The organism is Corynebacterium sp. HMSC078A10 (assembly GCF_001811565.1).
Lineage (GTDB): Bacteria > Actinomycetota > Actinomycetes > Mycobacteriales > Mycobacteriaceae > Corynebacterium > Corynebacterium hesseae.
Map to the genome: position 1 here is coordinate 87727 of NZ_KV805193.1, position 24872 is coordinate 112598.

General features: G+C 61.3%; 24 protein-coding genes. 5 read left to right on the forward strand and 19 right to left on the reverse strand.

Going from position 1 to position 24872, the window contains the following annotated elements:
* Position 1: 1 nt before the first annotated feature.
* A complete protein-coding gene (locus HMPREF2808_RS03190; protein WP_070623696.1) occupies positions 2 to 1144 on the reverse strand; it encodes a glycosyltransferase family 4 protein in 1143 nt (380 codons plus the stop codon).
* A gap of 6 nt (positions 1145 to 1150) precedes the next feature.
* Positions 1151 to 2347, reverse strand: coding sequence for an NAD-dependent epimerase/dehydratase family protein (locus HMPREF2808_RS03195; protein WP_070623699.1), 1197 nt, complete (start codon positions 2345 to 2347; stop codon positions 1151 to 1153).
* A gap of 246 nt (positions 2348 to 2593) precedes the next feature.
* On the opposite strand from HMPREF2808_RS03195, the gene HMPREF2808_RS03200 reads away from it, so the two are divergent.
* Positions 2594 to 3250: a hypothetical protein gene (locus HMPREF2808_RS03200; protein ID WP_070520829.1), complete on the forward strand. Its 657-nt coding sequence runs from the start codon at positions 2594 to 2596 to the stop codon at positions 3248 to 3250.
* A gap of 128 nt (positions 3251 to 3378) precedes the next feature.
* Here HMPREF2808_RS03200 and HMPREF2808_RS03205 read toward each other — a convergent pair whose 3' ends face one another.
* Both HMPREF2808_RS03205 and HMPREF2808_RS03210 read right to left on the reverse strand, forming a co-directional pair.
* Complete coding sequence (locus tag HMPREF2808_RS03205) at positions 3379 to 3924, reverse strand: gamma carbonic anhydrase family protein (protein ID WP_070623702.1); 546 nt, start codon at positions 3922 to 3924, stop codon at positions 3379 to 3381.
* A 6-nt stretch (positions 3925 to 3930) separates the two neighbouring features.
* The gene (locus HMPREF2808_RS03210) at positions 3931 to 4338 is read right to left on the reverse strand and encodes a hypothetical protein (protein WP_070597528.1); all 408 of its coding nucleotides are present in this window, start codon (positions 4336 to 4338) and stop codon (positions 3931 to 3933) included.
* 35 nt (positions 4339 to 4373) lie between these two features.
* Between HMPREF2808_RS03210 and HMPREF2808_RS03215 the strand changes: the two genes are divergently transcribed.
* Both HMPREF2808_RS03215 and HMPREF2808_RS03220 read left to right on the forward strand, forming a co-directional pair.
* Complete coding sequence (locus HMPREF2808_RS03215) at positions 4374 to 5243, forward strand: patatin-like phospholipase family protein (RefSeq protein WP_070623705.1); 870 nt, start codon at positions 4374 to 4376, stop codon at positions 5241 to 5243.
* Positions 5244 to 5365: 122 nt separating this feature from the next.
* Positions 5366 to 6931 carry an aspartate-alanine antiporter-like transporter gene (locus tag HMPREF2808_RS03220; RefSeq protein ID WP_070623708.1) on the forward strand — a complete coding sequence of 522 codons (1566 nt, stop codon included), beginning with the start codon at positions 5366 to 5368 and terminating at the stop codon, positions 6929 to 6931.
* Here HMPREF2808_RS03220 and HMPREF2808_RS03225 read toward each other — a convergent pair.
* Genes HMPREF2808_RS03225 through pth (HMPREF2808_RS03235) form a run of 3 tightly spaced genes read right to left on the reverse strand, consistent with a single transcriptional unit; the run spans position 6928 to position 10163 of the window.
* Complete coding sequence (locus HMPREF2808_RS03225; protein WP_070623711.1) at positions 6928 to 8559, reverse strand: peptide chain release factor 3; 1632 nt, start codon at positions 8557 to 8559, stop codon at positions 6928 to 6930. The genes HMPREF2808_RS03220 and HMPREF2808_RS03225 overlap by 4 nt on opposite strands.
* A 24-nt stretch (positions 8560 to 8583) precedes the next feature.
* Complete coding sequence (locus tag HMPREF2808_RS03230; RefSeq protein ID WP_070563471.1) at positions 8584 to 9441, reverse strand: SDR family NAD(P)-dependent oxidoreductase; 858 nt, start codon at positions 9439 to 9441, stop codon at positions 8584 to 8586.
* Between the two features lie 41 nt (positions 9442 to 9482).
* A complete protein-coding gene (gene pth / locus HMPREF2808_RS03235) occupies positions 9483 to 10163 on the reverse strand; it encodes an aminoacyl-tRNA hydrolase (protein ID WP_070623715.1) in 681 nt (226 codons plus the stop codon).
* 39 nt (positions 10164 to 10202) lie between these two features.
* Here pth (HMPREF2808_RS03235) and HMPREF2808_RS03240 point away from each other — a divergent pair, with 39 nt between their 5' ends.
* On the forward strand, positions 10203 to 11186 hold the full coding sequence (locus HMPREF2808_RS03240; RefSeq protein WP_070565794.1) for a nitronate monooxygenase: 984 nt from the start codon (positions 10203 to 10205) through the stop codon (positions 11184 to 11186).
* Positions 11187 to 11250: 64 nt separating this feature from the next.
* Entirely contained in the window at positions 11251 to 12705 is a 1455-nt protein-coding gene (locus HMPREF2808_RS03245; protein WP_070565795.1) for a glyceraldehyde-3-phosphate dehydrogenase, read from the forward strand.
* 185 nt (positions 12706 to 12890) lie between these two features.
* Here the strand turns inward: HMPREF2808_RS03245 and HMPREF2808_RS03250 are convergent, their stop codons facing one another.
* From HMPREF2808_RS03250 to HMPREF2808_RS03305, 12 genes are all read right to left on the reverse strand, one after another.
* The gene (locus tag HMPREF2808_RS03250) at positions 12891 to 14423 is read right to left on the reverse strand and encodes an ABC-2 family transporter permease (RefSeq protein WP_070623718.1); all 1533 of its coding nucleotides are present in this window, start codon (positions 14421 to 14423) and stop codon (positions 12891 to 12893) included.
* Entirely contained in the window at positions 14416 to 15159 is a 744-nt protein-coding gene (locus HMPREF2808_RS03255) for an ATP-binding cassette domain-containing protein (RefSeq protein WP_070447115.1), read from the reverse strand. Before HMPREF2808_RS03255 ends, HMPREF2808_RS03250 begins: the two co-directional genes overlap by 8 nt.
* Positions 15160 to 15245: 86 nt before the next feature.
* The gene (locus HMPREF2808_RS03260; protein WP_070447113.1) at positions 15246 to 15917 is read right to left on the reverse strand and encodes a response regulator; all 672 of its coding nucleotides are present in this window, start codon (positions 15915 to 15917) and stop codon (positions 15246 to 15248) included.
* Positions 15898 to 17103, reverse strand: a complete 1206-nt coding sequence (locus HMPREF2808_RS03265; RefSeq protein ID WP_070447110.1) for a sensor histidine kinase — start codon at positions 17101 to 17103, stop codon at positions 15898 to 15900. The genes HMPREF2808_RS03260 and HMPREF2808_RS03265 overlap by 20 nt, the downstream gene beginning before the upstream one ends.
* Before the next feature lie 30 nt (positions 17104 to 17133).
* Positions 17134 to 18039 (reverse strand): polyphosphate kinase 2, encoded by a 906-nt coding sequence (gene ppk2 / locus HMPREF2808_RS03270; RefSeq protein ID WP_070447108.1) that lies wholly within the window; start codon positions 18037 to 18039, stop codon positions 17134 to 17136.
* A 75-nt stretch (positions 18040 to 18114) separates the two neighbouring features.
* Positions 18115 to 18579: a PepSY domain-containing protein gene (locus tag HMPREF2808_RS03275; protein ID WP_246818433.1), complete on the reverse strand. Its 465-nt coding sequence runs from the start codon at positions 18577 to 18579 to the stop codon at positions 18115 to 18117.
* A gap of 95 nt (positions 18580 to 18674) precedes the next feature.
* A complete protein-coding gene (locus HMPREF2808_RS03280) occupies positions 18675 to 19553 on the reverse strand; it encodes a fumarylacetoacetate hydrolase family protein (protein WP_070565799.1) in 879 nt (292 codons plus the stop codon).
* 5 nt (positions 19554 to 19558) lie between these two features.
* Positions 19559 to 20107, reverse strand: a complete 549-nt coding sequence (gene pth / locus HMPREF2808_RS03285) for an aminoacyl-tRNA hydrolase (protein ID WP_070565801.1) — start codon at positions 20105 to 20107, stop codon at positions 19559 to 19561.
* 99 nt (positions 20108 to 20206) lie between these two features.
* A complete protein-coding gene (locus tag HMPREF2808_RS03290) occupies positions 20207 to 20863 on the reverse strand; it encodes a 50S ribosomal protein L25/general stress protein Ctc (RefSeq protein ID WP_070565803.1) in 657 nt (218 codons plus the stop codon).
* 209 nt (positions 20864 to 21072) lie between these two features.
* Positions 21073 to 22047: a ribose-phosphate diphosphokinase gene (locus HMPREF2808_RS03295; protein ID WP_070520869.1), complete on the reverse strand. Its 975-nt coding sequence runs from the start codon at positions 22045 to 22047 to the stop codon at positions 21073 to 21075.
* Positions 22048 to 22083: 36 nt separating this feature from the next.
* A complete protein-coding gene (gene glmU, locus HMPREF2808_RS03300) occupies positions 22084 to 23535 on the reverse strand; it encodes a bifunctional UDP-N-acetylglucosamine diphosphorylase/glucosamine-1-phosphate N-acetyltransferase GlmU (protein WP_070563486.1) in 1452 nt (483 codons plus the stop codon).
* A gap of 64 nt (positions 23536 to 23599) precedes the next feature.
* A complete protein-coding gene (locus HMPREF2808_RS03305; RefSeq protein ID WP_070623721.1) occupies positions 23600 to 24841 on the reverse strand; it encodes an MFS transporter in 1242 nt (413 codons plus the stop codon).
* Positions 24842 to 24872 lie beyond the last annotated feature (31 nt).

A 24872-nucleotide genomic window follows, 5' to 3' on the forward strand; every position in this document is an offset into this window, starting at 1 on the left:
TTTATTCCCTGAAGAAGGGATGCTCGATAGCCTCCTCATAGGCCTGAAGGAGGGCTTGGGTGGATTCTACCCAGGAATACTTTTCGGATTCGCGGCGGGCGGCAGCACCCATCGTCTCCCGCCGCGTGGCGTCACGAAGAAGATTGACGGTCGCGCTGGCCCAGGCCTCATCATCGGCATCGGGTTCGATGAGATGTCCTGTAACGCCCTCCTCAATGACGAAGGGAATACCGCCGGCATTCGTGCCGATGACCGGCACACCCGAGGCGAAGGATTCCAGCGCCACAAGGCCCAGTGTCTCCGTGGCGGAGGGGAAGAGGAAGACATCTCCGACAGCGAAGGCAGCGGCGAGCTCCTCGCCGGACAAGTAACCGGTGAACACGGTGTGCGAAGGATCGAAGTTGGCCTTGAGCCCCTCCAGCGCAGGGCCATCGCCGACGACGGCAAGGCGGGCGTCACCAAGCTCTGCCCGAACCAGCTGCATCACGTGGTCGAGGCGCTCCAAGTCCTTTTCCTTGGAGACCCTCCCGATATAGGTCACCAGCGGGGAGTCCGGGTTACCACAGGTGAGGCGCTCGCGCATCTGCGCGGTGGCGCGGCTGGGGTGGTAGGCCTGCGTATCGACAGCCTTGGGCCACAGGTGCACGTTGTGGATCCCCACCTCCCGAGCCTTATCCACCATGGGGCCTGAGGTGCAGAGGTTCACAGCTGCCTGGTTGTGTAGATACTTCAGAGCGGCCTCAGTCAGCGGACGGGTCCACCCGATGCCCAGCGCATCGACGTATTCAGGAACGTTGGTGTGGAAGCTGGCCACCAGCGGCACGGCATCGCGCTGCGCGGCAAAGACGCCGAGGGCCGCTGTCCAAATGGGATTGACCGCGTGGATGACATCGGGATCGAAATCCCTGATTTCCTTAAAGAACCTCCACGAGGGCAAGCCGAATTTGATCTCCGGGTAGACCCACAGCGACAGACTGGGTATGCGGGTGACCTCGAAGCCGGCATAGGTTGCAGGGGCCTTGCCCGTGGCAAAAATCCGCACCTCGTGGCCCGTCGCGGCCAGCTGGTCCAGAGTGCGCGTCAGGCGCGTGACCACGCCGTCGATCTTGGGCAGGAAGACCTCGGTAACGATTGCGATGCGCACGGAGGACTAGGCCTCCGAAGAGGGGACGCCGGCGTGCTGCTGGCGCGTCCACAGCGATTGCGCCGGAATCTTGGAGCGGTCGGCGCGGTCGGCATACTTGCGCGCGACTTCTTCGACCTCGTGCAGCAGCCCTTCAGACAAGGTGGTCGGTTCCAGCCCCAGGTTGAGGAAGGTGTCGTTGGTGACGTGGAGTTCATTTTCCGCGGATTCCTTGCGCGGGTTCGGCACGTAGGCCACCTCTGCGCCAGAGATCTTCGCAACCAACTCCGCTAAGTCACGCACGCGGTGGGTCTCCGTCATCTGGTTGATGATCTTGACGCGCTCACCGCGCGCCGGCGGGTTTTGCAAAGCTAGCTCGATGCAGTGCACCATGTCACGGATGTGGATAAAGGCGCGGGTCTGGCCACCGGTGCCGTGCACGGTCAGCGGGTAACCAATGCCGGCCTGGATGAGGAAGCGGTTGAGCACCGTGCCGTAGTCGCCGTCATAATCAAAGCGGTTGATGAGGCGCTCGTCCTTCTGGGTCTGCTCCGTGTGAGTGCCCCAGATGATGCCCTGGTGCAGATCGGTGATGCGCAGTTCATCATTCTTGGCGTAGTAGGCAAAGAGGTGCTGGTCCAGCACCTTCGTCATGTGGTAGACCGAGCCCGGGTTGGAGGGGTAGAGGATTTGCTGCTTGACGACGCCCCCCTCGCCCGTATCCACCTGCACGTCCAGGTAGCCTTCCGGGATCTTCATTCCGGCGGTGCCGTAGCCGTAGACACCCATGGTGCCCAAGTGCGCGACGTGGATATCCTGCTCAGATTCCACGATGGCGGCGAGTAGGTTGTGGGTGGCGTTGATGTTGTTATCCACCGTGTAGCGCTTGGTGCGCGAATTCTTCATGGAGTAGGGGGCGGCGCGCTGCTCAGCGAAGTGCACCACGGCATCCGGGCTTTCGGTGTTCAGGAACTCGAGCAGGTCGTCGTAGTCCTGGGCCACGTCGAGGTTGCGGAAGCCAATGGTCTTGCCGGAGACCTCGGTCCACGCGGCCAGGCGCTCTTCAATGGAAGCGATAGGTGTCAGGGATTCTGCGCCCAACTCCTCATCGATGGCGCGCCGGGAGAGGTTATCCACGATGATGACGTCATGGCCTCGGTCGGAGAGATAGAGGGAAGCGGGCCAACCACAGAAGCCGTCTCCGCCGAGAATCGCTACCTTCATTTTTATCTCTCCACATCACTGTCGGGGGCATGAGTTAGGGTGCCGCCGCGATGGGGGAGAAACCCGTCGCGGCGGCAAGCACTTTTCAATACCTTACCGTTTACGGCCTTCACATGAGGGCCCTTAACGGTAAACAGTGAGTGAATGTTTCCTCAGGCTAAACCTTTATGCCGAGGCCTGGCGCAGGGCGCTGAAGGCCAGGTGCCCAGAGCAAGTTCTGGAAGGGCGCCCTGTACACTGGCGCGCATGCTTGAAGCCGTGCTCAATGCCTTTGCCGATTCCGTCAACGCCTTATTGATCGGAATCTTGGTGGCCATCGGCATCATGCTTCCGCGGGGCAGCTACCGCAAGATTGCGGCCCTCGTCATCGTTGGTGACTGGTTTGGCGTGCTCACCGCAGCCGCCGTGGTGATGTTCATCTTCGTCGGTATCCAGGACAAGGTTGCCGCGGCCTTGGAATCGCCTCTGCTGGGGTGGGGGCTGGTAGTCATTGGCCTTGCTCTGGGACTTCTAGCCTGGCGCTCCCAGGGCGAACCCAACGATATGGTGCAGAAACTGCTCGGCCCGCTGCGCACTCCTTCGGATAAGACCGTTGTGGTGGGCTATGCCATGGGCGTTATCCAGTCCTTGACCTCCGTGCCCTTTTTCTATGGCCTGATGCACCTAGCGGCCGGGGACTTTAGCAATACCGTTAAGTACGGTGGCCTCTTTTTCTACGCCACGTTTGCGCTCTCGCTGCCGACGGTGTGCGGATTATTCATCGCCCTGGTGCGGGCGAAGCCACAGTCCTGGGCCGGACGCGCCTTTGCGTGGGCCCGGGAGAACTCCACCACCGTGGCATTGTGGAGCGGCTACGGCGTGGCCGCTTTCCTGGTGGTCATGGGCATCTTCGCTCTGCTTTAGGGGCTTGCCTTCAAGGCGACTCGGCAGCTGTCCTAGCTTCGCGGTGGTGGAACTGCCCTAGTTGCCAAAATTCTGGCCAGATCGTGCGGCAGGCTCGGGAGTTTTGGCAACAACGGCAGTTGCGACTGCTAGTCGTAGAGGACGGCGTCGAGAGGGAGGGCGTCGCCAAGCAGCGCCTGATTTTTTGAAATTTCGACGTAGCGCGCGGCGTGCGGTATGAAGGCGGCGGATTCCTCAGGGCTCAGCTCGCGCCGCACCTTGGCTGGAACCCCGGCGGCTAGTGTGCCGGCGGGAATGTCCTGGCCTTCGAGCACCACCGCGCCGGCGGCGATGAGAGAGCCAGGGCCCACGGTGGAGCCGGAGAGCAAGGTGGCTTTCATCCCGACGAGCGTGCCCGCGCCCACCCGCGTGCCGTGGAGCATGGCCATGTGGCCCACGGTGACGTCATCCTCCAGCACGCAAGGCTCGGTGGATTCAACGTGGATGACGCAGTTGTCCTGGATATTGACGCGGGCGCCTAGACGGATGGAACCAACGTCCCCGCGCAGCACGGAGCCATAAAACACGGAGGAGTCAGGGCCGATGGTGACGTCACCGATGATGGTGGCATTCGGGGCGATCCAGGCGCTGCGGTGGATGCGGGGCGTACGCCCTTGGAAGGGGAGGATGAGCATGGCAGGCTAGCTTTCTTCAGGGGTGGTTTCGATGGAGACCGCAAGCGACTCGGAGACCTCATAGTCGCCGGGCGTGGCGCTGATCTGGGCCAGCGTGTCCCGTTCCGCAGGGGATAGCGGGATGGCCCAGCCCCGCTTGGGATCATGGACCGGACGCTGTGCCTTTGTCGTGGGGGAGAGGTGCACCGTGGTCTTAGAGCCATTTAAGCGCGCGGGCTCGCCGGAGCGCGCCACCTCACTGAGTATTTGTGCGCCGGCTGGGGAGGTAACCAGGATGATGAGGCTGCCGGCCGTGTGGACGGACAGGTGGTCTATAGAGACCTCGACGGCGTGGGGATCCGGGGAGGCCAAGCGGACGGTGGGGGAGCCGCCGAGCTTATCGACGATATCCTTTACCGCGGAAAACAAACTCATGGCGCGATCCTAGCGCGGGGGTACCATCGTGCAGTGTGATTGACGCGAAAGATACAGCACTCGTCATTGAAGGCGGCGGTATGCGCAATTCCTATACCGCCGCGTGCATCGTCAAGCTCTTAAAGGAGGAGGTGGAATTCGGCTGGGTCGGAGGCGTGTCCGCGGGCTCCTCGCACACCGTGAACTTCCTTTCCCGCGATGTGGTTCGCTCCGAGGAATCCTTCGTGGACTTTGCCAAGAACCCCAGCTTCGGCGGCCTGGGCTCGCTGTTGCGCGGTAGCGGCTACTTCAATGCGGAGTTCATCTACGAGAAGGCTGCGGACCAGGACATGCCCTTTGACTGGGAAGCCTTTGACGCTAACCCGGCGCAGGTGTGCATTTCCGCCGCGCGCGCAGATACGGGGGAGAGCGTGTATTGGGGGCGTGAAGACATCAAGACGCAGGAAGACCTGATGGTGCGTGTGCGCGCCTCCTCGACGCTGCCGTTGATCATGCCGATGCGCGTCATCGACGGTGCGCCGTATGTCGACGGCGCCATGGGGGAATCCGGCGGCATCCTTATCGAGCAGGCGGAGAAGGCCGGGTTTGAGAAGTTCCTGTTCCTGGGGTCGAAACCGCGTGGCTACGTGCGGCCTGAGGTGGGGCGGCCGGCGGCGCTGCGACGAATCTTCCGAAAGTACCCTGCCGTAGCGGAGGCGATGATTGCTCGGCCGGCCCGGTACAACGCCTCCAAGGACCGGCTTCTGGAGCTGGAAAAGGAGGGGAGCGCACAGCTTTTCTTCCCGGAGGATATGCAGGTGGCATCGACTGAGCGTTCTGTGACAAAGCTGCGCTCCAACTATGAGGCTGGGCGCGCGCAGACCTATGCCGAATGGCCGGCGTGGAAGGAATTCTTCAGCAGTTAGTGAGCTCAGCGGGGTCGTGCGCGACTCACTTTTGCCAACACGGTGTGAGTCGCGCCTCGTCTGGGGAGGAGAAGCGCACCCATGCATGGAGTTTTCTGAGTGTTTTCTTACAATGATTTCCCGTGTTGGCACTATTTGACGGAAATATTTGGCTGAGCATTTTCTTTATTGCTTTGCTCGGCACGCTATTTGGCATGATTCCTTTTGGCCCGCTGCGCTTCGGCGCAGCCGGCACCTTGTTCGTGGGCTTGGCCATCGGCGCCTTTATCGATCTCGACGGCACGATCCTCAGCAGCCTGCAGGAGATGGGCCTTGGCCTCTTCATCTATATGCAGGGTTTGTCTGCCGGTGAGCGCTTCTTCAAAGGCTTCTCTGAGCAGCTCAAGCACATGATTACTGCCGCAATAGCGGTGATGGGTGCTGCCGCCGTGGCGCTTCTCGCGGGCGGCTGGTTGGGACTGTCGCCCTTGCTCTCCGTGGGCGTGTTCTCCGGTGCGACGACCTCGACGGCATCGCTGGCCGTGGCGCAACAGCAAACGGGCGAGGAACTGCCGGCCGTGGGCTACTCCTTGGGCTATCCGGTAGGCGTGGCCGTCGCTATCCTCCTAGTAGCTTTTCTGCTCAAGCAGTCCTGGCCGGCCACTAAGGACAAGGACAATTCCGCGGAGGAGGTCTTCCGCTCCCGGACTATTCGGGTAACCAAGAACATCACCTACGAGGAGCTGGTGGAGCGATTCGAGGATCAGTTTGTTATCGCCACGATTCGCCGCGGCAATATCCGAACCGTGGCCGGGGACCATCCGGAGATTCGCAAGGGTGACATCCTGCGCGTACTCGTGACGAAGGCGAAAAAGCACGAGCTTACCGCTGCCCTAGGCAAGCGCCAGCCTCAGGTGCCCTTCGTGGACAAGCGTTTGGTCATTGAAACCGTGGTGGTGTCGAACTCTGATATTGCTGGTCGAACCGTGGAGGATCTCAACCTCTTCAAGCGCTACGGTGGCCGCATTGTCCACGTGCAACGCGGTGATGAAGAGTTCCTGGCTAGCTTCGATACGCACCTCGATGCCGGTGACCGGGTGACGGTGATTGTGGATCAGGATCGCCTGGGCGATATTCGTGATTACTTCGGTGACTCGGTTCAGGGGTATTCCCAGCTGAACTGGGTTGCTGTCGGTGGTGGTCTGTTCTTGGGCTACCTCATCGCGCTCATTGTGGTTCCGCTACCAGGTGGTGCGTCCTTTGAGCTTGGCTTTGCGCTGGGCCCATTGATTACCGGACTTGTCCTCGGTGCTCTGCACCGCACGCGCCGCGTGCCCTGGAAGGTTCCGGCTTCAATCAATCTGGCTCTTCAGCAGTGGGGCCTGGTTATCTTCTTGGCTTCGGTGGGCTTGGCCTCAAGTGAGGCTTTCCAGTCCACGGCATTCTCCTGGATGGGCCTGAAATGCATGGCTCTCGCCGCCATCATTACCGTGGTTGTCGTCGTCCTCTTCGCTGTGGTTAACAGGTTCCTTGGCCAGTCAGAAACCCGCACCGCGGGCGGCGTTTCCGGCATCTTTGGCCAGCCTGCCGTGGTCGACTACGCCACAGGAATCAGCACGGATTCCCGCATTATGACTGGCTATGCGGCCACCATTGTGGTGGCGCAGATAGTCAAAATCGTGGTCATTCCGTTGATGCTCACGGTCTAATCCGCCACAAGTGTTTCGATGGTGAGCTCCGGGTGCTCCTTCTCAATGAAGGCCAGCTTCCATTTATCACCAAAGAGCGCGATGAGCTCGCCGTCGGTGCGGGTAAAGATTTCTACGCCGCGCTGGCGGCCCAGTTCGGGCGCGGATTCGGCGTCGGTACGGCGGGCCACCGAGTAGGGGATGGACTCGGTGATGGTCTCCACGTTGTACTCGACCTCCATGCGAGCCTGCATGACCTCGAACTGCATGGGGCCCACCGCAGCCATGACCGGGGCGGCATCGCCACGCGTATCGTTGCGCAGAATCTGGACCACGCCTTCCGCAGCCAGCTGGTCCAAGCCCTTGCGGAATGCCTTGTAGTCACCCAAAGACTTCGCGCGCAGGATGCGGAATGCCTCCGGCGCGAACTGTGGCATGGGCTTGAACTGCACCTTCTTGCCCGTGTAAATCGTGTCACCAGGTGCCAAGGAACCGGCATTGACCAAGCCCACGATGTCACCCGGGTAAGCCGTATCCACGGTGTCACGCGTGCGGCCGAAGACCGTCAGAGCGTACTTAGTGGAGAAGCTGCGCCCAGACTGCGCATGGTTGACCTGCATGCCGCGCTCAAACTCACCGGAGACGACGCGCATGAAAGCCAGGTTATCGCGGTGCTTGCGGTCCATACCCGCCTGCACCTTGAAGATGACGCCCGCGAAGTCATCGGTGACCTCACGTACCTCATCGATGGCGGAGGTAGCGGCCTCGATGGCCTGCGGATCTGATTCGCGCGAGCGCGGAGCCGGGGCGATGGCGCACAGAGTATCCAGGATCTGGTGCACGCCGAAGTTCAGCATCGCGGAGGCGAAGATGAGCGGGGACGTCACGCACTGTTCGAAGAGCTCCTGGTCGTGCAGGGCGCCGTCGGCTGCCAGCAGCTCTGCTTCCTCCACGGCCGTCTCCCAAGCGTCCTCTTCCTTCGCGGCTGCATCCTCAGGCGCGTAGTGCTCCTCCGGGGCGATGGTGGAACCACCGGCGGTGCGCAGGAAGTGCACGTACTCATCAGCCTCGCCGTCATCGTTGATGTGGGCCAAGCCGCGGAAGTCGCCAGCGATACCCACCGGCCAGTACAGCGGGGTGGGCTGCAGCTGGATTTCGTTGACGATTTCGTCGACAAGCTCCAGCGGCTCTCGTCCCACGCGGTCCCACTTGTTGATCACCGTAATGATCGGCAGGCCGCGGGCCTTACACACGCGAAACAGCTTGAGGGTCTGGGGCTCGAGGCCCTTGGCGGCGTCGATAAGCATGACGGCGGCGTCCACCGCCGTGAGCACGCGGTAGGTATCCTCCGAAAAGTCCGCGTGGCCCGGGGTGTCCACCAGGTTGATCATGTAGGGCTCGCCCTCGTGACCCTCGGGCGCGTACTCGAACTGCAGGGCCGAGGAGGCCACGGAAATGCCGCGTTCCTTCTCCATCTCCATCCAGTCAGAGACCGTGGACTTGCGGTTGCCCTTGCCGTGCACCGCGCCAGCTTCGTTGATGACGTGCGCGTGAAGTGCCAGCGCCTCCGTCAGCGTGGACTTACCAGCATCCGGGTGGGCGATGACGGCGAATGTGCGGCGGCGGGAAGCTTCGGAGGCAATACTCATGCGGGCTAGTTTAGCCGCTGGCTGTTACCACTCCACATTGAGCTGGCGGCCCAAATCATCGAAGACGCGCCGCGCCACCGAGAGCTTCTTCGCAATCGGCCTCTGCAGGCCTGGCTTGCGCTTGTTGTTGTAGTACTCGCCGGAATTGAAATGGATGCCCGGAGTGCCGCTGAGGAAATAAGCAAGGTTCTCGCCGCCCTTGTCCGCCTTGCCCAAGAAATGCTTGGCTGCAGTGGTCGAATACAGCTTGCTCGTCCTACTCGTTGAGTTCTGCCCGAAGCCAGTATTCAACACGCCCGGGTGGAAGGCCACGGAGGTCAGACCATGTGAGTCGAGGTAGCGGGTCAGAAGAATATCGCCCAACTTGGCGTTGCCGTAAGCGCGCTCCGCGGTGAATTTTTCAAAGGTATTTGGGTCACCGGGGTCGAAAGCGGAATACAGGACGTTGGCCAACGAGGCGGTCTGCACCACGGTGGCATCGCTGGCCCGCAGGGTATCGCGCAATAAAGAGGTCAGAAGAAAAGGCGCCACAACGTTGATCTGCCACGTGCGCTCGAAGCCATCGGCGGTGGCGAAGGGGCCGTCGAACATGCCGCCGGCGTTATTGCCCAAGGCATCGATCTGCGGGTACTGGCTCAGCTCTTCCGCGAGGCGGCGAACCTGGCCCAAAGACTCGTAGTTGGCCACGTGAAAGGCCGCACCAATTTCTTCGGCTACGGCCTGCGTCTTTTCCGGATTCCGGCCCACGAGCACGAGCGAATCCTGCGGGCGGCGCTGGTGAAGAATGCGGGCAGCGGCCGCGCCCACCCCGCTCGAAGCACCGGTAATGACAATTGTTCGAGGGTCATGATTAGAAGGCAGGTTCTTGCTCGCGCGGCTCATACTTGGACAGTGTAGGGCGTTGAGCGCGGCCGCGCCGGGGTTTATTTCGACCGGGAATGGATTTCCTGCTGGGCCTTGTTGAGGCCCTCAGCCACGATGAGGCGTGCAGCCTCGGCGGCGGTAGCGATGGTGGAATCGAGCTCAGCGCTGGCGTCGACAGGCGCGAGCACCCAGTCCGGGATGGAACCGCCCTTGGGCGGACGGCCGATACCGATGCGTACGCGCAGGTAATCGCGCGTGCCCAAGCGCTCGCTCAGCGACTTCAGCCCGTTATGGCCATTCTCGTTGCCGCCCTTCTTAATGCGCACCTTGCCGGCGGGTAGGTCGAGCTCGTCGTGGATGACGATGATGTTTTCTGCCGCAACCCCCAGCTGCGTGGCCAAGGGTGCGATGGGATCGCCGGAGAGATTCATGTAGGTGTGTGAACGCAAAACCACGACCTTCGTGCCCCCGAGCTCGAGCTGTGCGGCGCTGAGCTGGTGACCGGTAACAGGCTCAAGCATGTCGCCGGAATCCGCGAGGAGGTCATCCACCGCCATGTATCCTACGTTGTGACGGGTAGCTGCGTATTTCGCGCCGGGATTGCCCAATCCCACGATGAGCCACTCGGCGCTAAGATCCGCTGGGTTTAGTCTGGGGGCGGCGGCCTTCTTTGCCTTCTTATTCGGCGCTTCATCGGCGCGGCTAAAGAGGCGGGTGAAAAAGTCACGGATGGCGGACACAACAACTCCCTTGATGGTTTTTCTTTAGGCTGGGGGACCATGAGTCAACTTCTTGAGGCTATCACCTGTCCCGTCCTACCTGCCCCGATGGCCGGTGGGCCCACCACGCCTGAACTGGTTGCCGCCGCTGAGGCCGCCGGTTCCTTTGGCGCGCTGGGTCTGGGGAGCTCTTCGGTCGACGCCGCGCGGGAGGCCATCGCTGCGTGCGCCGGCACGCGCTTCGGCGTCAACCTCTTTTATCCGCAGAGGGAGCTGACAGAATCGGAGCTCGCGGCTGCACGGTCTCTTGCCGCAGAAGAGGACGCCGTGCTTGGCGACGTCCCCCTGGACTTCGGTTGGCAGGACAAGCTCGACGCCGCGCTGGATGGTGGGGCAGCGGTGCTGTGGTCGATGTTCGGGGTGTTTGAGGAGGCGGACGTAGCGCGCATCCACGCCGCTGGGGCTGAGGCGTGGACCACGGTCACCACCCCGGAGGAGGCGCAGTCCGCGGCCGCGCGCGGCGTCGATGTGTTGTGCGTGCAGGGGCCTGAAGCCGGGGGACACCGCGGAGTGTGGGACCCGAGTGCGGAACCCGACCAGCGCCCGCTTAAAGAACTTGTTGCGGCGGTGCATCAAGTCACGGATCTCCCGCTCATTGCCGCGGGTGGGCTGCGAACTAGGGAGGATGTCGCCGAGGCCTTGGCGTGGCCGGGGGTAGAGGCAGTCAGTTGCGGCTCTGCTTTCTTGCTGTCCGATGAAGCCGGAACGAGTGAGCACAACCGTGGCCTTCTGCGCCGCGGCGGCCGGACGGTGTCGACCCGCGCATTCTCCGGGCGCTACGCCCGTGGGCTGGAGACCGCCTACACACGGGCACACCCGGACCTGCCTTTGGTCTACCCCTATCTCAACGCGTTGCTGAAACCGCGTCGTGCGCAGCTCGACGCCGACGTGGACTATTGCCTCGTGGGCGTCGACGTGGAGAAAATCGGCGGGGGTAGTGTGGCGGAGATCCTCGCGCAACTACACCCAAACGGGCATGAATAGGGGTTAAGATTTACGAATGGACATAGTTTTACACCCTTTTTGACGAGTAAAGGATACAAAGTACGTGACTTCGAACGCGCACATTGGGCACGAGGATTGGAACGAGCGCCTGGAGCTGGCCCAAGAGATGATCCCGCTCATCCACCAGCTGCACCGCAATAACAACGTTGTCACCTCTATCTACGGCCGCCTGCTCATCGGTGTGACCGATATCGACATCATCAAGGCGCACCGCTACGCCCGCCGCATCGCTGAGCGTGAGCTTTCCACCGCAGAGACCCTGCCCATCCTCAAGGAACTGTGCTCGATGAACCTGGGCACCGCTTCCATCGACTTGGGTCGCCTGGCCACTGGCTTCCAGGAGTCCGGCTCCGATAACCTGCGCAACTACCTCGAGGAGACCCTCGTGGATCTCGTCGGCGCTGGCGTGGACAAGGAATCCACCGACGTCGTGCTTTATGGCTTCGGCCGCATCGGCCGCCTGCTGGCCCGCATTCTGATTGCCCGTGAGGCTGCCTATGGTGGCGTGCGCCTGCGCGCCATCGTCGTTCGCAAGAAGGGGGACATTGACATCTTCAAGCGCGCCTCCCTCCTGCGCCGTGACTCTGTCCACGGTGCTTTCAACGGCACCATTGCCGTCGACGAGGAGAACGAGGTCATCTGGGCCAACGGCACCAAGATCCAGATGATTTACGCCAACAACCCCGCGGAGATCGACTACACCCAGTACGGCATCGATAACGCCATCGTTGTGGACAACACTGGTGTCTGGCGCGACCGCGAGGGCCTGTCCCAGCACCTGCAGTCCAAGGGTGTGGCTCGCGTGCTGCTCACCGCACCGGGTAAGGGCGACCTGAAGAACATCGTCTACGGCATCAACCACGGCGATATCGAGGACTCCGACCAGATCCTCTCCGCCGCATCCTGCACCACCAACGGCATCACCCCGGTGCTCAAGGTCATCAACGACCGCTACGGCGTGGTACACGGCCACGTGGAGACCGCACACTCCTTCACCAATGACCAGAACCTCATCGATAACTTCCACAAGGGGGACCGCCGCGGCCGCGCAGCCGGCCTGAACATGGTGCTCACGGAAACCGGTGCAGCCAAGGCCGTGTCCAAGGCTCTGCCGGAGTTTGAGGGCAAGCTCACCGGCAACGCCATCCGCGTTCCTACCCCGGACGTGTCCATGGCTGTGCTCAACCTCGAGCTGGAGAAGGAAGCTGACCGCGACGAGGTCAACGACTTCCTGCGCAACGTCTCCCTGCACTCCGACCTGCGCCAGCAGATCTCTTACATCGCCTCCCCGGAGGTTGTGTCCTCCGACTTCGTGGGCTCCACCCACGCTGGTGTGGTCGATGGCCTCGCCACCATCTCCTCCGGCAAGCACCTCGTGCTCTACGTGTGGTACGACAACGAGTTCGGTTACTCCAACCAGGTCATCCGCATCGTCGAGGAAATCGCCGGCGCTCGCCCGGTGGTGTACCCGAAGCGCGTTGACGTCTCTGAGCTCTAATCTAAGAGCTAGGAAACCTAACACCGCCCTCGCTGCATGGCGTGGGCGGTGTTTCGCTGTTTTAGGCTCCTGCTCGGTCTGCGACCTAGCTTTGCCAGGATGCTTCAAACGCGCAACTGCCCGATCTGCCAAAAGTACGGGCCAAGATCGAAAAATCTAGACTGCTTTTGTCAGATTCGTCAGTTTTAGCGGGGAGACAGCGCACGCGTGTGGAGCAGACGCCGTGCGAGCAACGCGGCAGCCGCACAGAGCACCACAGTCAGCGTCATGGCGATGGCGTAGCGCAGAGACGAGTACGCAACTAAGGGCCAAGCAGGGAAGGCGAGTATCCACAGACCGGTATCTGCCAAGACGTCGCCGCCTAAGGTGACGGAGACGATAGTCCCCACGATGCTGAGGGCGATAGCGCTTACAATGCCGAGGCGAACCACCAGGATGAGTGATACTGCCGCGATGGCAAAGCCCACCCCAACCGTAAGGGGAAATGCCGGAAGCTGGGCCGCGACATCGCCACCTGCGAGCGCACTGGCCAGGTATGCGGCAGCGCATACCGCCAGGATGACACACAGGAACCAGAGGAGAATCCCGGATGTGCCGAACCGTGTTTCCATATGGACCAACGGCCATGAATCAGCTACACGGGGCCAAACGAGGACCGGCAAGATACCTGCGCCGACCGGAAGCAGAAAGTAGTGAAAGAAACCTTCGACGTAGTTAGCGGGATATTGCAGGGCGACAAACCCTAGCGCCAGAATGCTGAGCATCAAGCAAGAGAACACCGCTGAGCTAAAAGCTGCACGGTGGAGTCCTAGCAACGTGGACCACAGCGAGGACTGTGCCGCCGCACGGGGGTGTCTCGTTGGCTGCCATACTTGGGCTTCTTCCATGGTGGTATTAGCAACGTCGGCATCAGTCTGGGCCGTTGTGGAACGCGCGAAACGGTGTCGCAGCGAGAACATTGGCCGGTATCGTCGCGGCGTGTAGACTGCGGCTAATGCTCCGAGAACGGCGAGGATGACGCACAATATGAAAGCCGGTAGTGGACTGCTGGTGAGAAGTGGGTCTTGTGGTTCAAGAGGCACCGAGTTCTGGTGAATACGCAATGCGCGCAGAAGCAATCGTTGCGGCCATGCTGGGGGAAAGGCCCACCACCTGCCTGATTCGACAGTGCACGGAAGGATGCTGATTATTTGCCATAGGGCCGCGGCTACCAGCGTTAAGCCGAAGCCCAGTCGGCGGGCACAGGCAGCGGAAAGCCCGGCAATGCCAAGCGCGCCAAGGAAGGAGTAGAGCCCAGCTACGAGGATAAGTTCATGATTCTCCCGCCCCTGGGCAGCGACAACGAACCAAGAAACACCAAAGTTCAGAATATGGAAGACCCCAAGGCTGACAATGACAACGATAAAGCGGGCAGCATTCTCGAGACGCGGGTTGAGGTTTCTCCATTGCGTTCCGCCGCTGCGAGTGATGGTCTCGCGGCGTTCTGGAATGGCAGCGAACAGCCCAGTAAGAGGGGAATACATGCCGGTAACAAACAAGGATTGCCAAGCCAAGACGCCCGTGGCATCAGTGCGTGCTGAGGCCATTGAGGAGAAAATGATTGTCATGATGACCAGCGGTAGCGCCAGCAAAGGCAACCACTGTAAGGCGCTTCCACGGCTGCGCAGTAGTTCTGCTGAAAGGTAACTCGGGCGAGGGGCAGTAGTGTGCTTAGGCACGTGACTCTCCTTCCCGGTTGGTAGGCGCTTGGGAGGGGTGGCTCGGTGAGGTAAGTCGGAAGAATTCTTCCTCCAACTGACCACGTGGAGCTAGCTCGTGCAGGGAACCGGAATAGCGAATCGTACCCTCGGCCAAGACGGTGATGTCATGGGCAAGGTGCAGGACCTCTCCAAGCTGGTGGGAGCTGACGATAACGGTGTGCCCAGCCGCGGCTAGTTGTTGTAGTAGCTCTCGCAATTCCATGATTCCTTGGGGATCGAGGCCATTCTGGGGCTCATCAAGAACAAGAACCTCTGGATCGCCGAGGAGAGCTTGCGCTAACGCTAGGCGGGCCTTCATACCAGTGGAAAAGGATTTCGCCTTCTTGGAGCCAACGCCGCTGAGCCCAGCGATGGAGAGAACCCGGTCAATCTCAGAGTCGGGAAGCCCCAGAAGTCGAGCGTGAACGCGAAGATTCGCCGCGGCAGACAGATGACCATAAAAGGCTGGCCCGTTCACTGAGGCACCAATGCGGCGAAGCACATTGCGGTTCCAAGGTTGGCCCGCCACGCTGATGGAGCCCGAGTCAGGAGGCAGGAGGCCTAAGAGGATGGAGAAGATTGTTGATTTTCCTGCCCCGTTGCGCCCGAGGAGCGCATGCACGCGGCCAGGGGAGATGTGGAAGGAAACATCATCGAGGACTCGTTGCCGACCAAAAGACTTCGAGATGTGCTCAAAAGAGATATCGCAATTCATAAAATGCAGTATCGCCGGGGCTCATCATAAAGGAATCCGCCTGCATGATGGTCTTCAGCGAGCAGACCTCCTACCGTGGTAGGAGCTTAGGCAACCCCAGCACGCTGCGCTAAGAGAACGAGGGCCACTCGGTCACGTGCGGCGAGTTTAGACATGAGCGCGGAGACGTGAGTTTTCACCGTGGTTTCTGCGATGACCATGTCGGCGGCTATCTCCGCATTTGTAGCACCACGCGCGATGAGCGAAAGCACTTCCATCTCGCGGCGCGTTACAAGACTGAGTCCTTGGCGTTCCTGGGCGCTGAGGTTTTCGCGCGTCAGCGCCGAGCGATAAGCCTCCAGCACTGGGCCGGTTACCTCGGCGGCCAGCACCGATTCTCCTTGCGCCACGTTGCGAACGGCGGTCACAAGAACCTCTGGGTCGGCATCCTTCAGCAGGAAGCCGTGGGCGCCAGCGGAGATGGACCGCGCCACGAGCTCTTCATCATTGAATGTGGTGAGCATGATGATGCGGCACTCGGGCTTGCGCTCGAGTATGGCTTGCGCCGCTGCAATGCCGTCCATGCCAGGCATGCGAATGTCGAGGATAGCCACATCAATGTGGTGGCTTATTGCTGCTGCCACGGCATCCGCCCCCGTGGCCGCGGTGGCCACGACCTCGATGTCTTCTTGCGCAGTGAGGATGGTAGACAGTGCTGAGAGCAGCATTGCTTGATCATCGGCCAACAAGACGCGGATTCTAGAGCTGCTGGGTTGCATCCATTGTCTCCTTCATCGGTATCTGTGCGTGCAAGGAAAAGGAATGAGCATCGCCGGAATAGTCGAGGCGACCGCCAAGCGAACGAGCTCGTTCCGCCACTCCGACTAAGCCCACGCCGCTGCCCGCGACGTTGCTTGGCGTGGGATGAGGATTGGTGGAGATGAGGGTGAGCGCGGCGGCGTCATCAAGTACAAGCTCAACCACGACATGCGTGCCGACGCCCTGATGGCGCAGAGCATTCGTCAAGCCCTCCGTGGTAATGCGCACCAATGCCATCTGCACCAACGACGGCACGGCGTATTCAGCTGGGAGGTTTGCGTCGACTTTCAGCCCGGCAGCGCGGAAGCCTTCGAGGATTCCTTCGATGTGCTCAAGTTGTTGAGCAGGCTCTAGAGCCGTGGGGCCGGGTGAGCGCAAGGCAGCGACGATTCCGCGAACCTCGCCCAAGGCGGTATCCGCATTATCGCGGATCGAAAGAAGTGCTTCTTCAGCCGCGCCGGAGTCCGTATTCGCTGCAACGATGCCTGCATTAGCCTGAACCTTAATCAGGGTGAGGGAATGGGCAAGGACATCGTGCAGTTCCCGTGCAATGAGGAGGCGTTCTTCTTCTTGTGCCTGGTGGAAGCGCTCGCGGGCTAGTATCTCCCGTTGGCGATCACGGTCAAAATACCGGGCAGCGATGAAATACGTGCTGCCCAGCACTGCCCAATGGGCCACCACCATGGCAAGGAAGGGTGTGTCTACCTCATAGCGCAGAAGGTAAGTCTCAGTGTCGATGCGCCACATGAAGGGGGAGATAAAGGTACCGAGTGCGGTGATGAGGAGGACCACCCGCGGAACCAGCCTCTGGGTGATGTACCGCGAGGTGGTGTACACGGCCATGGGGGCGGTCAGCGCCCACGGGGTGAGGCCGCTATTGGTGGGGAGCTGGTTCATCCATATGACAGCCCAGGCCAGGAGCAGAACTAGGAATCCTGTTGCGCTCACGATTGGCCTCGAGCGCCACACGAGGAAGAACGGTATGAACAGCAGCGACAAGAGAGCCTCGAGTACTTCCACCGTTCCGGAAGAGGAAAACGCCAAGGCACAATAAAAGGCCGCTACGAGCCCCGCGACTCCTGCGAGTAGCGCGTCCCCCAAATGCACCGAGGACAGGAAGGTACGCGCGGTGCGGGAAGAGCTCATAGACGGCCATGGTAGTACATGCCGAAAGTACTACTTCTTTTTCTTGTCCTTCTTGCCCTTCTTTTTCTTTCCCTGCTTCTTGCCGGAGCCGTTGCCGTTGACCTTGTCGCGCTCCAAATCGGCTGCGACATCTGGTACGTAGGCAAATTCATTGCGCGGCGGGCGTACGTATTCGGCCTCGAGCTCGGGGCGATCCGGGATCTCAGGAACATCCTGCTCTACGTGCTGGTACGGAACCATCTTGAGGATGTGGTTGATCACGTTGATGCGCGAGCGCTTCTTGTCCTCGGATTCCACGGTGTACCACGGGGAGGACGGGGTATCGGTGTGGACGAACATTTCATCCTTGGCACGCGAGTAGTCTTCCCAACGGGTAATGGACTGCAAGTCCATGGGGGAGAGCTTCCAGCGGCGCAGCGGATCGTTGCGGCGGGACTTAAAGCGTGCGAGCTGCTCCTCATCAGAAACGGAGAACCAGTACTTAAGAAGGATGACGCCATCCTCGATGAGCATGTGCTCCAGCAGCGGAGCCTGGTGAAGGAAGCGCACGTATTCTTGCTGGGAACAGAAGCCCATGACACGCTCCACGCCGGCGCGGTTGTACCAGGAACGGTCGAAGATGACGATCTCGCCGGCGGTGGGCAGCTTCTCAATGTAGCGCTGGAAATACCACTGGCCCGCCTCACGGTCGGTGGGCTTCGGCAGCGCCTCGATGCGGCAGGTACGCGGGTTCAGGTATTGCGTAATGCGCTTGATGGCGGAACCCTTGCCGGCGGCGTCGCGGCCTTCCATGATGATGACCACGCGGGCGCCGGTCTCAACGACCCACTGCTGCATCTCGACGAGCTCTGCTTGGAGGCGCTTGAGCTCGTCCTCATAGGCTTGCTTATCTAGCTTCGGCGGCTTGGTGGCAGACTTCTTAGACTGTGAACTCATACCTCTAAATTTACCGCTTAGCTGGGAAAATACCTAACCGCGGGGGTTAGGTAAGTGGGGCGAATTGGGAGGTATTTAGTCAACCTCGTGTTGCGTCACCGCGCCGCTGGCGGCGTCGACGTCGAGTTCATGTTCCTGGCCATTAGCCTTGAATTCAATCTCCCAGTGCGGGCCCTTGCCGTCATCACCATCGTCGTAGTCGACTTCCTTCTCCGTGACGGCCTGGGCATCAACGCCGGCATGGGCTAAAGCTTTCTCGAATGCGTCATCGCCGGTGAGTTTCCCAGAATCCACTGCATTTCCGGCGTCCCCGGCAGCAGCGGTGTCTGCAGGCTGCTGGGCGTCGTCATCGCGGTCATCGTCGTCATCATCATCGCCCTGGTCCGCGCCAGTTGCAACGGCTGTTTCCGTCACGGTTTCCACAGTCGCGGGAGTCGGCGTCGGGGCGGGATCGGCCTCTTTATCTGAAGAGCACGCAACCAGCGCGGTGCTGGCGCATAGTGCGAGGCCTGCGGCGGTGAAGCGGGAGCAAAGAGTCATTGAGGCTCATCCTCCTTGGTCAGTCGGGCACGTGTGGTGTCCCACCCTAACGAAGCCTGTCAGTTTTCGCTGAAGATCCTGGATAAGGCTGAATGTTAACGGCCGTGACAGGTACAGTCTTCGCCGCAGCCCCCGGCAGCGGGAGGTTCGCCGAAGCGCGTGGTGTTCTCAATCGCGCCGAGCCCTTCGATACTGATGCGGGTGCGGGAGCCGTCGCCAAGCAGTGCTTCCTCGCCGCGCGCGAAGCCCACGCCTTCCGGGGTGCCGGTGGCAATAACATCGCCTGGATTCAGAGGGTAGAGGGAGGAACAGAAGGCGATGAGCTCGGCCACGGAGAAGATGAGGTCATCGGTGTTATCGTCCTGGCGGACTTCACCATCGACGGTCGTGACTAGCCGCGCGGCCTTGCCCGGGGCCCATTCATCAGTCGTGGTCAACCACGGTCCGAAGCCGGCGGTGCGGTAGAAGGATTTACCGGCGTGGAACTGCGTGGTGGCGCGCTGATAATCCCGCAGAGTGTAATCGTTCATAATGGCATAGCCGGCCACGTAATCCAGCGCATCTTTCGCACTCACCCGGTGCGCGCGGCGGCCCATGACTACGGCGAGCTCTCCTTCATAGTCCAGCTTCTTCGTGGCATAGTCCGGCACATAGACATCGTCGAAGGGCCCGGTCAGAGCCTCCGGGAACTTGATGAAGAGCGTGGGCTGTGTAGGCAGCTCGCGGCCCATCTCACGGGCATGCTTGGCGTAGTTGACGCCAACACAGATGATCTTTCCTGGGTTCGGGATGACGGGGGCGAGGTCGGCGTCGTCGAAAACCACGGGCTCACCGGAGAGCTGCGCAGCTTTGTACCAATCGGGGCTGGCGAGCAGTTCTCCTACGTCCTCATAATCCAGCTCGGTGCCCACGTTGGGGCCGTCAATACGGATAGCGCAGGTGCCAAAACTGGTGCGGAGGGTAGCGAGTTTCATGGCAGTTAGTCTAGCGCGCGAAGAATCTCATCGACCGCGTCGGCGCACATGATGGGGACCTCCTGCGCCTCCTGCTTGTTCCATGTTTTAAGCACAAATGCGGCTGGGTCCATGCGCCCGGGCGGGCGGCCGATGCCGACTGAAAGGCGCTGGTAGTCCTTGGTTCCCAGAGATTTCGTGGTGGAGCGCAGGCCGTTATGGCCGTGGTCCCCGCCGCCGAGGCGTCGCTTGATGGTGGCGAAGTCGAGCTCCAGCTCATCGTGGACAACGATGATGTGATCATGAGGAACGTTGAAGTATTGGGCGAGGGCCTTGATGGGTCCGCCCGACAGGTTCATAAAGCTGCGCGGCTTGGCGACGATCACCTTGGTGTCCCCACGCCGCGCTTCGGCGATATCGGTGTTTGTCTTCTTATGAACGGAAAAGGAAGCGAACAACTCGCGGGCTAGTTCATCAGCCACGTCAAAACCGATGTTGTGGCGGGTACCGGCGTACTTCGGGCCGGGGTTTCCTAGGCCAACGACGAGAAAGGGAGAAGAAGTCACGCTGCCCATTCTAAACAGCGTAGGGGCGAAAAACGGCGAACCGCGCCCGTCTCCCCGAATGCAGGGAAACGGACGCGGTGCGCTAGATAGGTGAGGGGGAGGGGAAGTTTACTCCTCGTCCTTCTTCTCCTCGGAAGCGGACTCGTCGGCGGACTCGCCGCCAGCCTCAGCGCCACCTTCCTCAGCAGCCTCAGCGGCAGCCTCGACGTCCTCATCAACCTCCGGCTCGGAGATGGAGACGATGACGGTGTCTTCCTCGGCAGCAAGGGTGGTGCCCTCCGGCAGGGAAACCTCGCCAGCGGTGACAACGGTGCCGTCCTCGAGGCCCTCGATGGACACGACGATCTCTTCCGGAATGTTGAGCACGTCTGCCTCGACGAGGAGGACGTCGGCATCCTGGATGGACATGAGGCCCGGAGCCGGCTCGCCCTTGAGGACAACCGGAACCTCGACCTCAACCTTCTCGCCACGCTTAATGGAGAGCAGGTCGATGTGGTCGATGTTGAAGGTCAGGACGTTCTGGTCAATGTGCTTGACCATGACCAGGTGCTGCTCGCCCTCGAGCTCCAGCTCGAACACGGCGTTGACGCCGTGGTTACGGACCAGTGCGGTCATTTCCAGGCGGTCAACGGCGAAGTGCAGAACGTCGACGGCGTGGCCGTAGACGACGCCCGGGATCTTGCCTGCAGCGCGCAGACGACGAGCGAAGCCCTTGCCGAACTCGGAACGGACTTCAGCCTTCAATACGGGGCGCTCAGAAGCCATAAGTAAATCTCCTTAAAGTATCGTTGTGCGGCAAGGACTGTTGTAGGACCATGTAGATACGACAAAAGCCTGCCGATGGACGTCTTGGACGAGTCATCGCAGGCTTAATACAAGATTCACTGCTTAACTTGTGCTATCGCGTCGATAACGGATTTCTCCCTCGCCGAGACGCACAAGATTTTAGCAGCAGCGTTGTCGCAGAACCAAATCTAGTGAGTCTCAAACAGAGTAGTCACGGAACCGTTCTCGAAGATCTCGTGGATGGTGCGAGCCAGCAGCGGGGCGATGGACAGGACCGTGAGGTTGTCCCAGCCCTCGGTGGACTGCGGCAGGGTATCGGTGGTGATGACCTCGACAGCACCGCACTCGGACAGGCGCTCGCGGGCCGGGTCGGAGAAGACACCGTGGGTACACGCAATAACCACGGATTTGGCGCCGGCTTCCTTGAGCACGCGGACAGCGCCCGCGATGGTGCCGCCGGTATCAATCATGTCATCGAGCAGGATGCAGTCCTTGCCCTCGACGTCACCGACGACGCGGTTGGACACCGTCTTGTTGGCCTCGGTAGTGGAGCGGGTCTTGTGAACGAAGGAGAGCGGGGCGTCGCCAAGCTCGTGCGCCCACTTTTCCGCCACCTTCACGCGGCCAGCATCGGGGGAGACCACAGCGAGGTTGTCCAGCGGGTACTTGGACTTGATGTAGTCCACCAAGATCGGCATCGCGTGCATGTGGTCGACCGGGCCATCGAAGAAGCCCTGAATCTGGTCGGTGTGCAGGTCCACGGACACGATGCGGTCGGCACCAGCAGCAGCCAGCAAGTCTGCCACCAGGCGGGCGGAAATAGGCTCGCGTCCCAGGTGCTTCTTGTCCTGGCGTGCGTATGGGTAGAAGGGCAGGATGGCGGTGATGCGCTTAGCGGAGCCGCGCTTGAGCGCGTCGATCATGATGAGCTGCTCCACCAACCACTTGTTGAGCGGCTGAGTGTGGGACTGCATCACGAAGCAGTCGGCACCACGGACGGACTCCTCGAAGCGAATGAAGATCTCACCGTTGGCGAAATCGCGCGCGGTGGTCGGAACCAGATCGGTCTTGAGCTCCTTGGCCACAGCCTCAGCCAACGCTGGGTGAGCGCGCCCAGTGAAGAGCATCATGTTCTTGCTGCTGCCGGTAACCTTGCCAGTCATAGGTAGATATCCCTTTACTTGTCGTTAGTTAGTGGTCTATTCGTCAGCCTCGGCGTCCTGTGCCTTGCCGGCGGCTTCTGCTGCCGGCGTGCCCGGACGCTTCTTTTGCACCCAACCTTCGATGTTGCGCTGCTTGCCGCCGGAGACCGCGAGCGCTCCCGCAGGAACGTCGTCCTTAATCACTGTACCCGCACCGGAGTAAGCGCCATCACCGACGGTGACGGGGGCGATGAACATGGTGTCCGAGCCGGTGCGCACGTGGCTGCCGATGGTGGTGTGGTGCTTGTTGACGCCGTCGTAGTTGACGAAGACGGAGGAAGCACCAATGTTGGAGTAATCACCCACGGTGGCGTCACCGATATACGTCAGGTGAGGCACCTTGGTGCCGCGGCCGATCTGTGCTTTCTTAGCCTCGACGAAGCCGCCCAGCTTGCCTTCTTCACCCACGATGACGCCGGGGCGGATGTAGGTAAACGGGCCAATCTGTGCGTTGCCGCCAATGACGGAGTCGAAGCCGTGCGTGCGCACCACATGTGCGCCTTCACCAACCTGCATGTTGGTCAGCGTGGTGTCGGGGCCGATTTCGGCGCCATCGGCGATGGTCGTGGCACCCCACAGCTGGGTGTTGGGGTGAATGGTGACGTCTTGGCCAATGGTCACGTTGACGCCGATCCAGGTGGTGTCGGGGTCAACGATGGTGGCGCCGCCGCGCATGGCTTCCTCAACCACGCGGCGGTTGAGCAGGCGGCCGGCTTGAGCTAATTGCACGCGGTCGTTGACGCCGGAGAGCTCCTCCGGATCGGCGGCGACGTGCGCACCAACGCGGTGGCCGTCTTCGCGGGCAATCTCCAAAACATCGGTGATGTAGAGCTCGCCCTGGGCGTTATCGGAGTTGAGCTTCGTCAAAGCGTCGCGAAGCACGGCACCGTCGAACGCGAAGACGCCGGAGTTGACCTCGCGCACCTTTCGTTGTTCCTCAGAGGCGTCCTTCTGCTCCACGATGGCGGTGACGGATCCATCCTCGGCGCGCAGCACGCGGCCGTAACCGGTGGGATCCTCCAGCGTCATGGACAGAACTGTTACGGCATTGCCCTCGCCGGTATGGGCCTCCTGCAGCTGGCGCAAAGTCTCCGGACGCAGAAGTGGAACGTCACCGTTAGTCACGATGACGGTTCCGTTAAAGTCCGGCAGAGCGCTCAAGCCGCACTGCACGGCGTGGCCGGTACCGTTCTGTTCCTCCTGGACCGCCTGGGATACTGCACAATCCAGTTCCTCGGCGATGGCATCGACAGCAGGGGAAACCTGGTCGCGCTGGTGGCCCACGACGACCACGAGGTGCTCCGGATTCAGACCGGCGGCTGCGTGGAGGGCGTGGCCGAGAAGTGACCTCCCGCCAATCTCATGCAACGTCTTTTGGGTTGAGGATTTCATGCGGGTACCTGCGCCTGCTGCCAGGACAATGGCGGCGCAGTCAGTTACTTCAGCCACGAGTGTGTGCTTCTCCTGTGATTGGGGGTCAGGACTTACTGTGTTTCATCATAACGCGTGCTGCCTACTTCCCGTGTGACACCTCCGGGAGCGCTCGGGCACGCCATGCGCCAATCAGGCCGATGCACGCTAAGAACAGAATGGCCGCCGAGGGGCCCGCGAGTGCAATGACGGCGGAGATACCGCCAACGACGAGGAGGATGACGCCCATCATGGTGTTTGCAGCCCCGACGTAGCGGGTGCGCTTATCCTCACCAGCCATGTCCACCACATAAGTCTTGCGCGCCACGCGGATGGCGGCGTGCGCCAAATTGACCAGGAAAAATCCGAGGGGAAGCGCCCACATGCTCACAGCCGTCGGCGCCCACGCGGCACAGGCCACGATGGCCAGCAAGATGATCGCCGCGGCACCCGCAGCCCAGGACATGACCAGGCGGGAGGACTTATCGGACAACACACCGGAAACCCGGCCGCCGACGAGACTGGCTAAGCCCGAAGCCAGGACGAAGCCGCCGAGCCCACTGAGCGCCTGCGAGCCGATGTTCTGCGAAAGCACCACGATGAAGGATGTGGACAAGGCGGAGACCAGCAGCAGGGCGCGGACGTTAACGAAGCCACGGAAGCGGGCATCCTGGGTGTATAGCTGCCACGTGTCCTTCCACCAGCTGCGGTTTATCCCCTTCTGGCCGGAGCTTTCCGGCACAGGCTCCTCGATGCTGCGAAAAACCGCCGCCGCTAGAAACCACGTGGCCGCGCCGATGGCCAGCAACACCGCCAAGCCCCAGCGCGGGAGTTCGCCCAGAACGGCGAGGACGCCACCGGTAATCAGGGTGACCGCCCCGCCGAGCTGCGTGGCCCGTCCGGTCACCACGCCGCGGCGCCCCTTGGAGATGGTGCGGCCCTGGACGTCCTTGCCGGTGAGCGAACACAGCGCGCGTAGCACAGCGAGAACAGCAAGCGCGAGGCAGACAATGAGGCCGAGGAGGGGGCCGCGAACAAGCACAGCAGCCGCCGCGATAATCGCCGCGCACACACCCTGACCCACCGAGCCCAGCACCCACAGGCGCTTGCGGGCGGGATGGGACACCACCCACGGGGTCAGGGCCGCCTGCGGGAGCATGGAGCCGGACTCGCGCAAGGGGACCAGTAGGCCCGTGAAGAAGCCCGGCACCCCGGCCGCACTGAACAGCCAGGGGAGGACGGTCTTGCCGGAGAGCAATTGATCGCCCACGCCCTGCAGGCCATTCGACCACACGAAGCGGCGGGCGTTGGCGGATTCCTGGGAGGGTGACGAGCTCTGAGTCATGACTGTGATCTTAAGCCCGGCTCGACCTTAT

Bases quoted from the DNA above. Each gene is read 5' to 3' on its own strand.
- HMPREF2808_RS03195 (WP_070623699.1), bottom strand. From the start codon at position 2,347: ATGAAGGTAGCGATTCTCGGCGGAGACGGCTTCTGTGGTTGGCCCGCT.
- HMPREF2808_RS03200 (WP_070520829.1), top strand. From the start codon at position 2,594: ATGCTTGAAGCCGTGCTCAATGCCTTTGCCGATTCCGTCAACGCCTTA.
- HMPREF2808_RS03205 (WP_070623702.1), bottom strand. From the start codon at position 3,924: ATGCTCATCCTCCCCTTCCAAGGGCGTACGCCCCGCATCCACCGCAGC.
- HMPREF2808_RS03210 (WP_070597528.1), bottom strand. From the start codon at position 4,338: ATGAGTTTGTTTTCCGCGGTAAAGGATATCGTCGATAAGCTCGGCGGC.
- HMPREF2808_RS03225 (WP_070623711.1), bottom strand. From the start codon at position 8,559: ATGAGTATTGCCTCCGAAGCTTCCCGCCGCCGCACATTCGCCGTCATC.
- HMPREF2808_RS03230 (WP_070563471.1), bottom strand. From the start codon at position 9,441: ATGAGCCGCGCGAGCAAGAACCTGCCTTCTAATCATGACCCTCGAACA.
- HMPREF2808_RS03240 (WP_070565794.1), top strand. From the start codon at position 10,203: ATGAGTCAACTTCTTGAGGCTATCACCTGTCCCGTCCTACCTGCCCCG.
- HMPREF2808_RS03255 (WP_070447115.1), bottom strand. From the start codon at position 15,159: ATGAATTGCGATATCTCTTTTGAGCACATCTCGAAGTCTTTTGGTCGG.
- HMPREF2808_RS03260 (WP_070447113.1), bottom strand. From the start codon at position 15,917: ATGCAACCCAGCAGCTCTAGAATCCGCGTCTTGTTGGCCGATGATCAA.
- HMPREF2808_RS03265 (WP_070447110.1), bottom strand. From the start codon at position 17,103: ATGAGCTCTTCCCGCACCGCGCGTACCTTCCTGTCCTCGGTGCATTTG.
- ppk2 (WP_070447108.1), bottom strand. From the start codon at position 18,039: ATGAGTTCACAGTCTAAGAAGTCTGCCACCAAGCCGCCGAAGCTAGAT.
- HMPREF2808_RS03275 (WP_246818433.1), bottom strand. From the start codon at position 18,579: ATGACTCTTTGCTCCCGCTTCACCGCCGCAGGCCTCGCACTATGCGCC.
- HMPREF2808_RS03280 (WP_070565799.1), bottom strand. From the start codon at position 19,553: ATGAAACTCGCTACCCTCCGCACCAGTTTTGGCACCTGCGCTATCCGT.
- pth (WP_070565801.1), bottom strand. From the start codon at position 20,107: ATGGGCAGCGTGACTTCTTCTCCCTTTCTCGTCGTTGGCCTAGGAAAC.
- HMPREF2808_RS03290 (WP_070565803.1), bottom strand. From the start codon at position 20,863: ATGGCTTCTGAGCGCCCCGTATTGAAGGCTGAAGTCCGTTCCGAGTTC.
- HMPREF2808_RS03295 (WP_070520869.1), bottom strand. From the start codon at position 22,047: ATGACTGGCAAGGTTACCGGCAGCAGCAAGAACATGATGCTCTTCACT.
- HMPREF2808_RS03305 (WP_070623721.1), bottom strand. From the start codon at position 24,841: ATGACTCAGAGCTCGTCACCCTCCCAGGAATCCGCCAACGCCCGCCGC.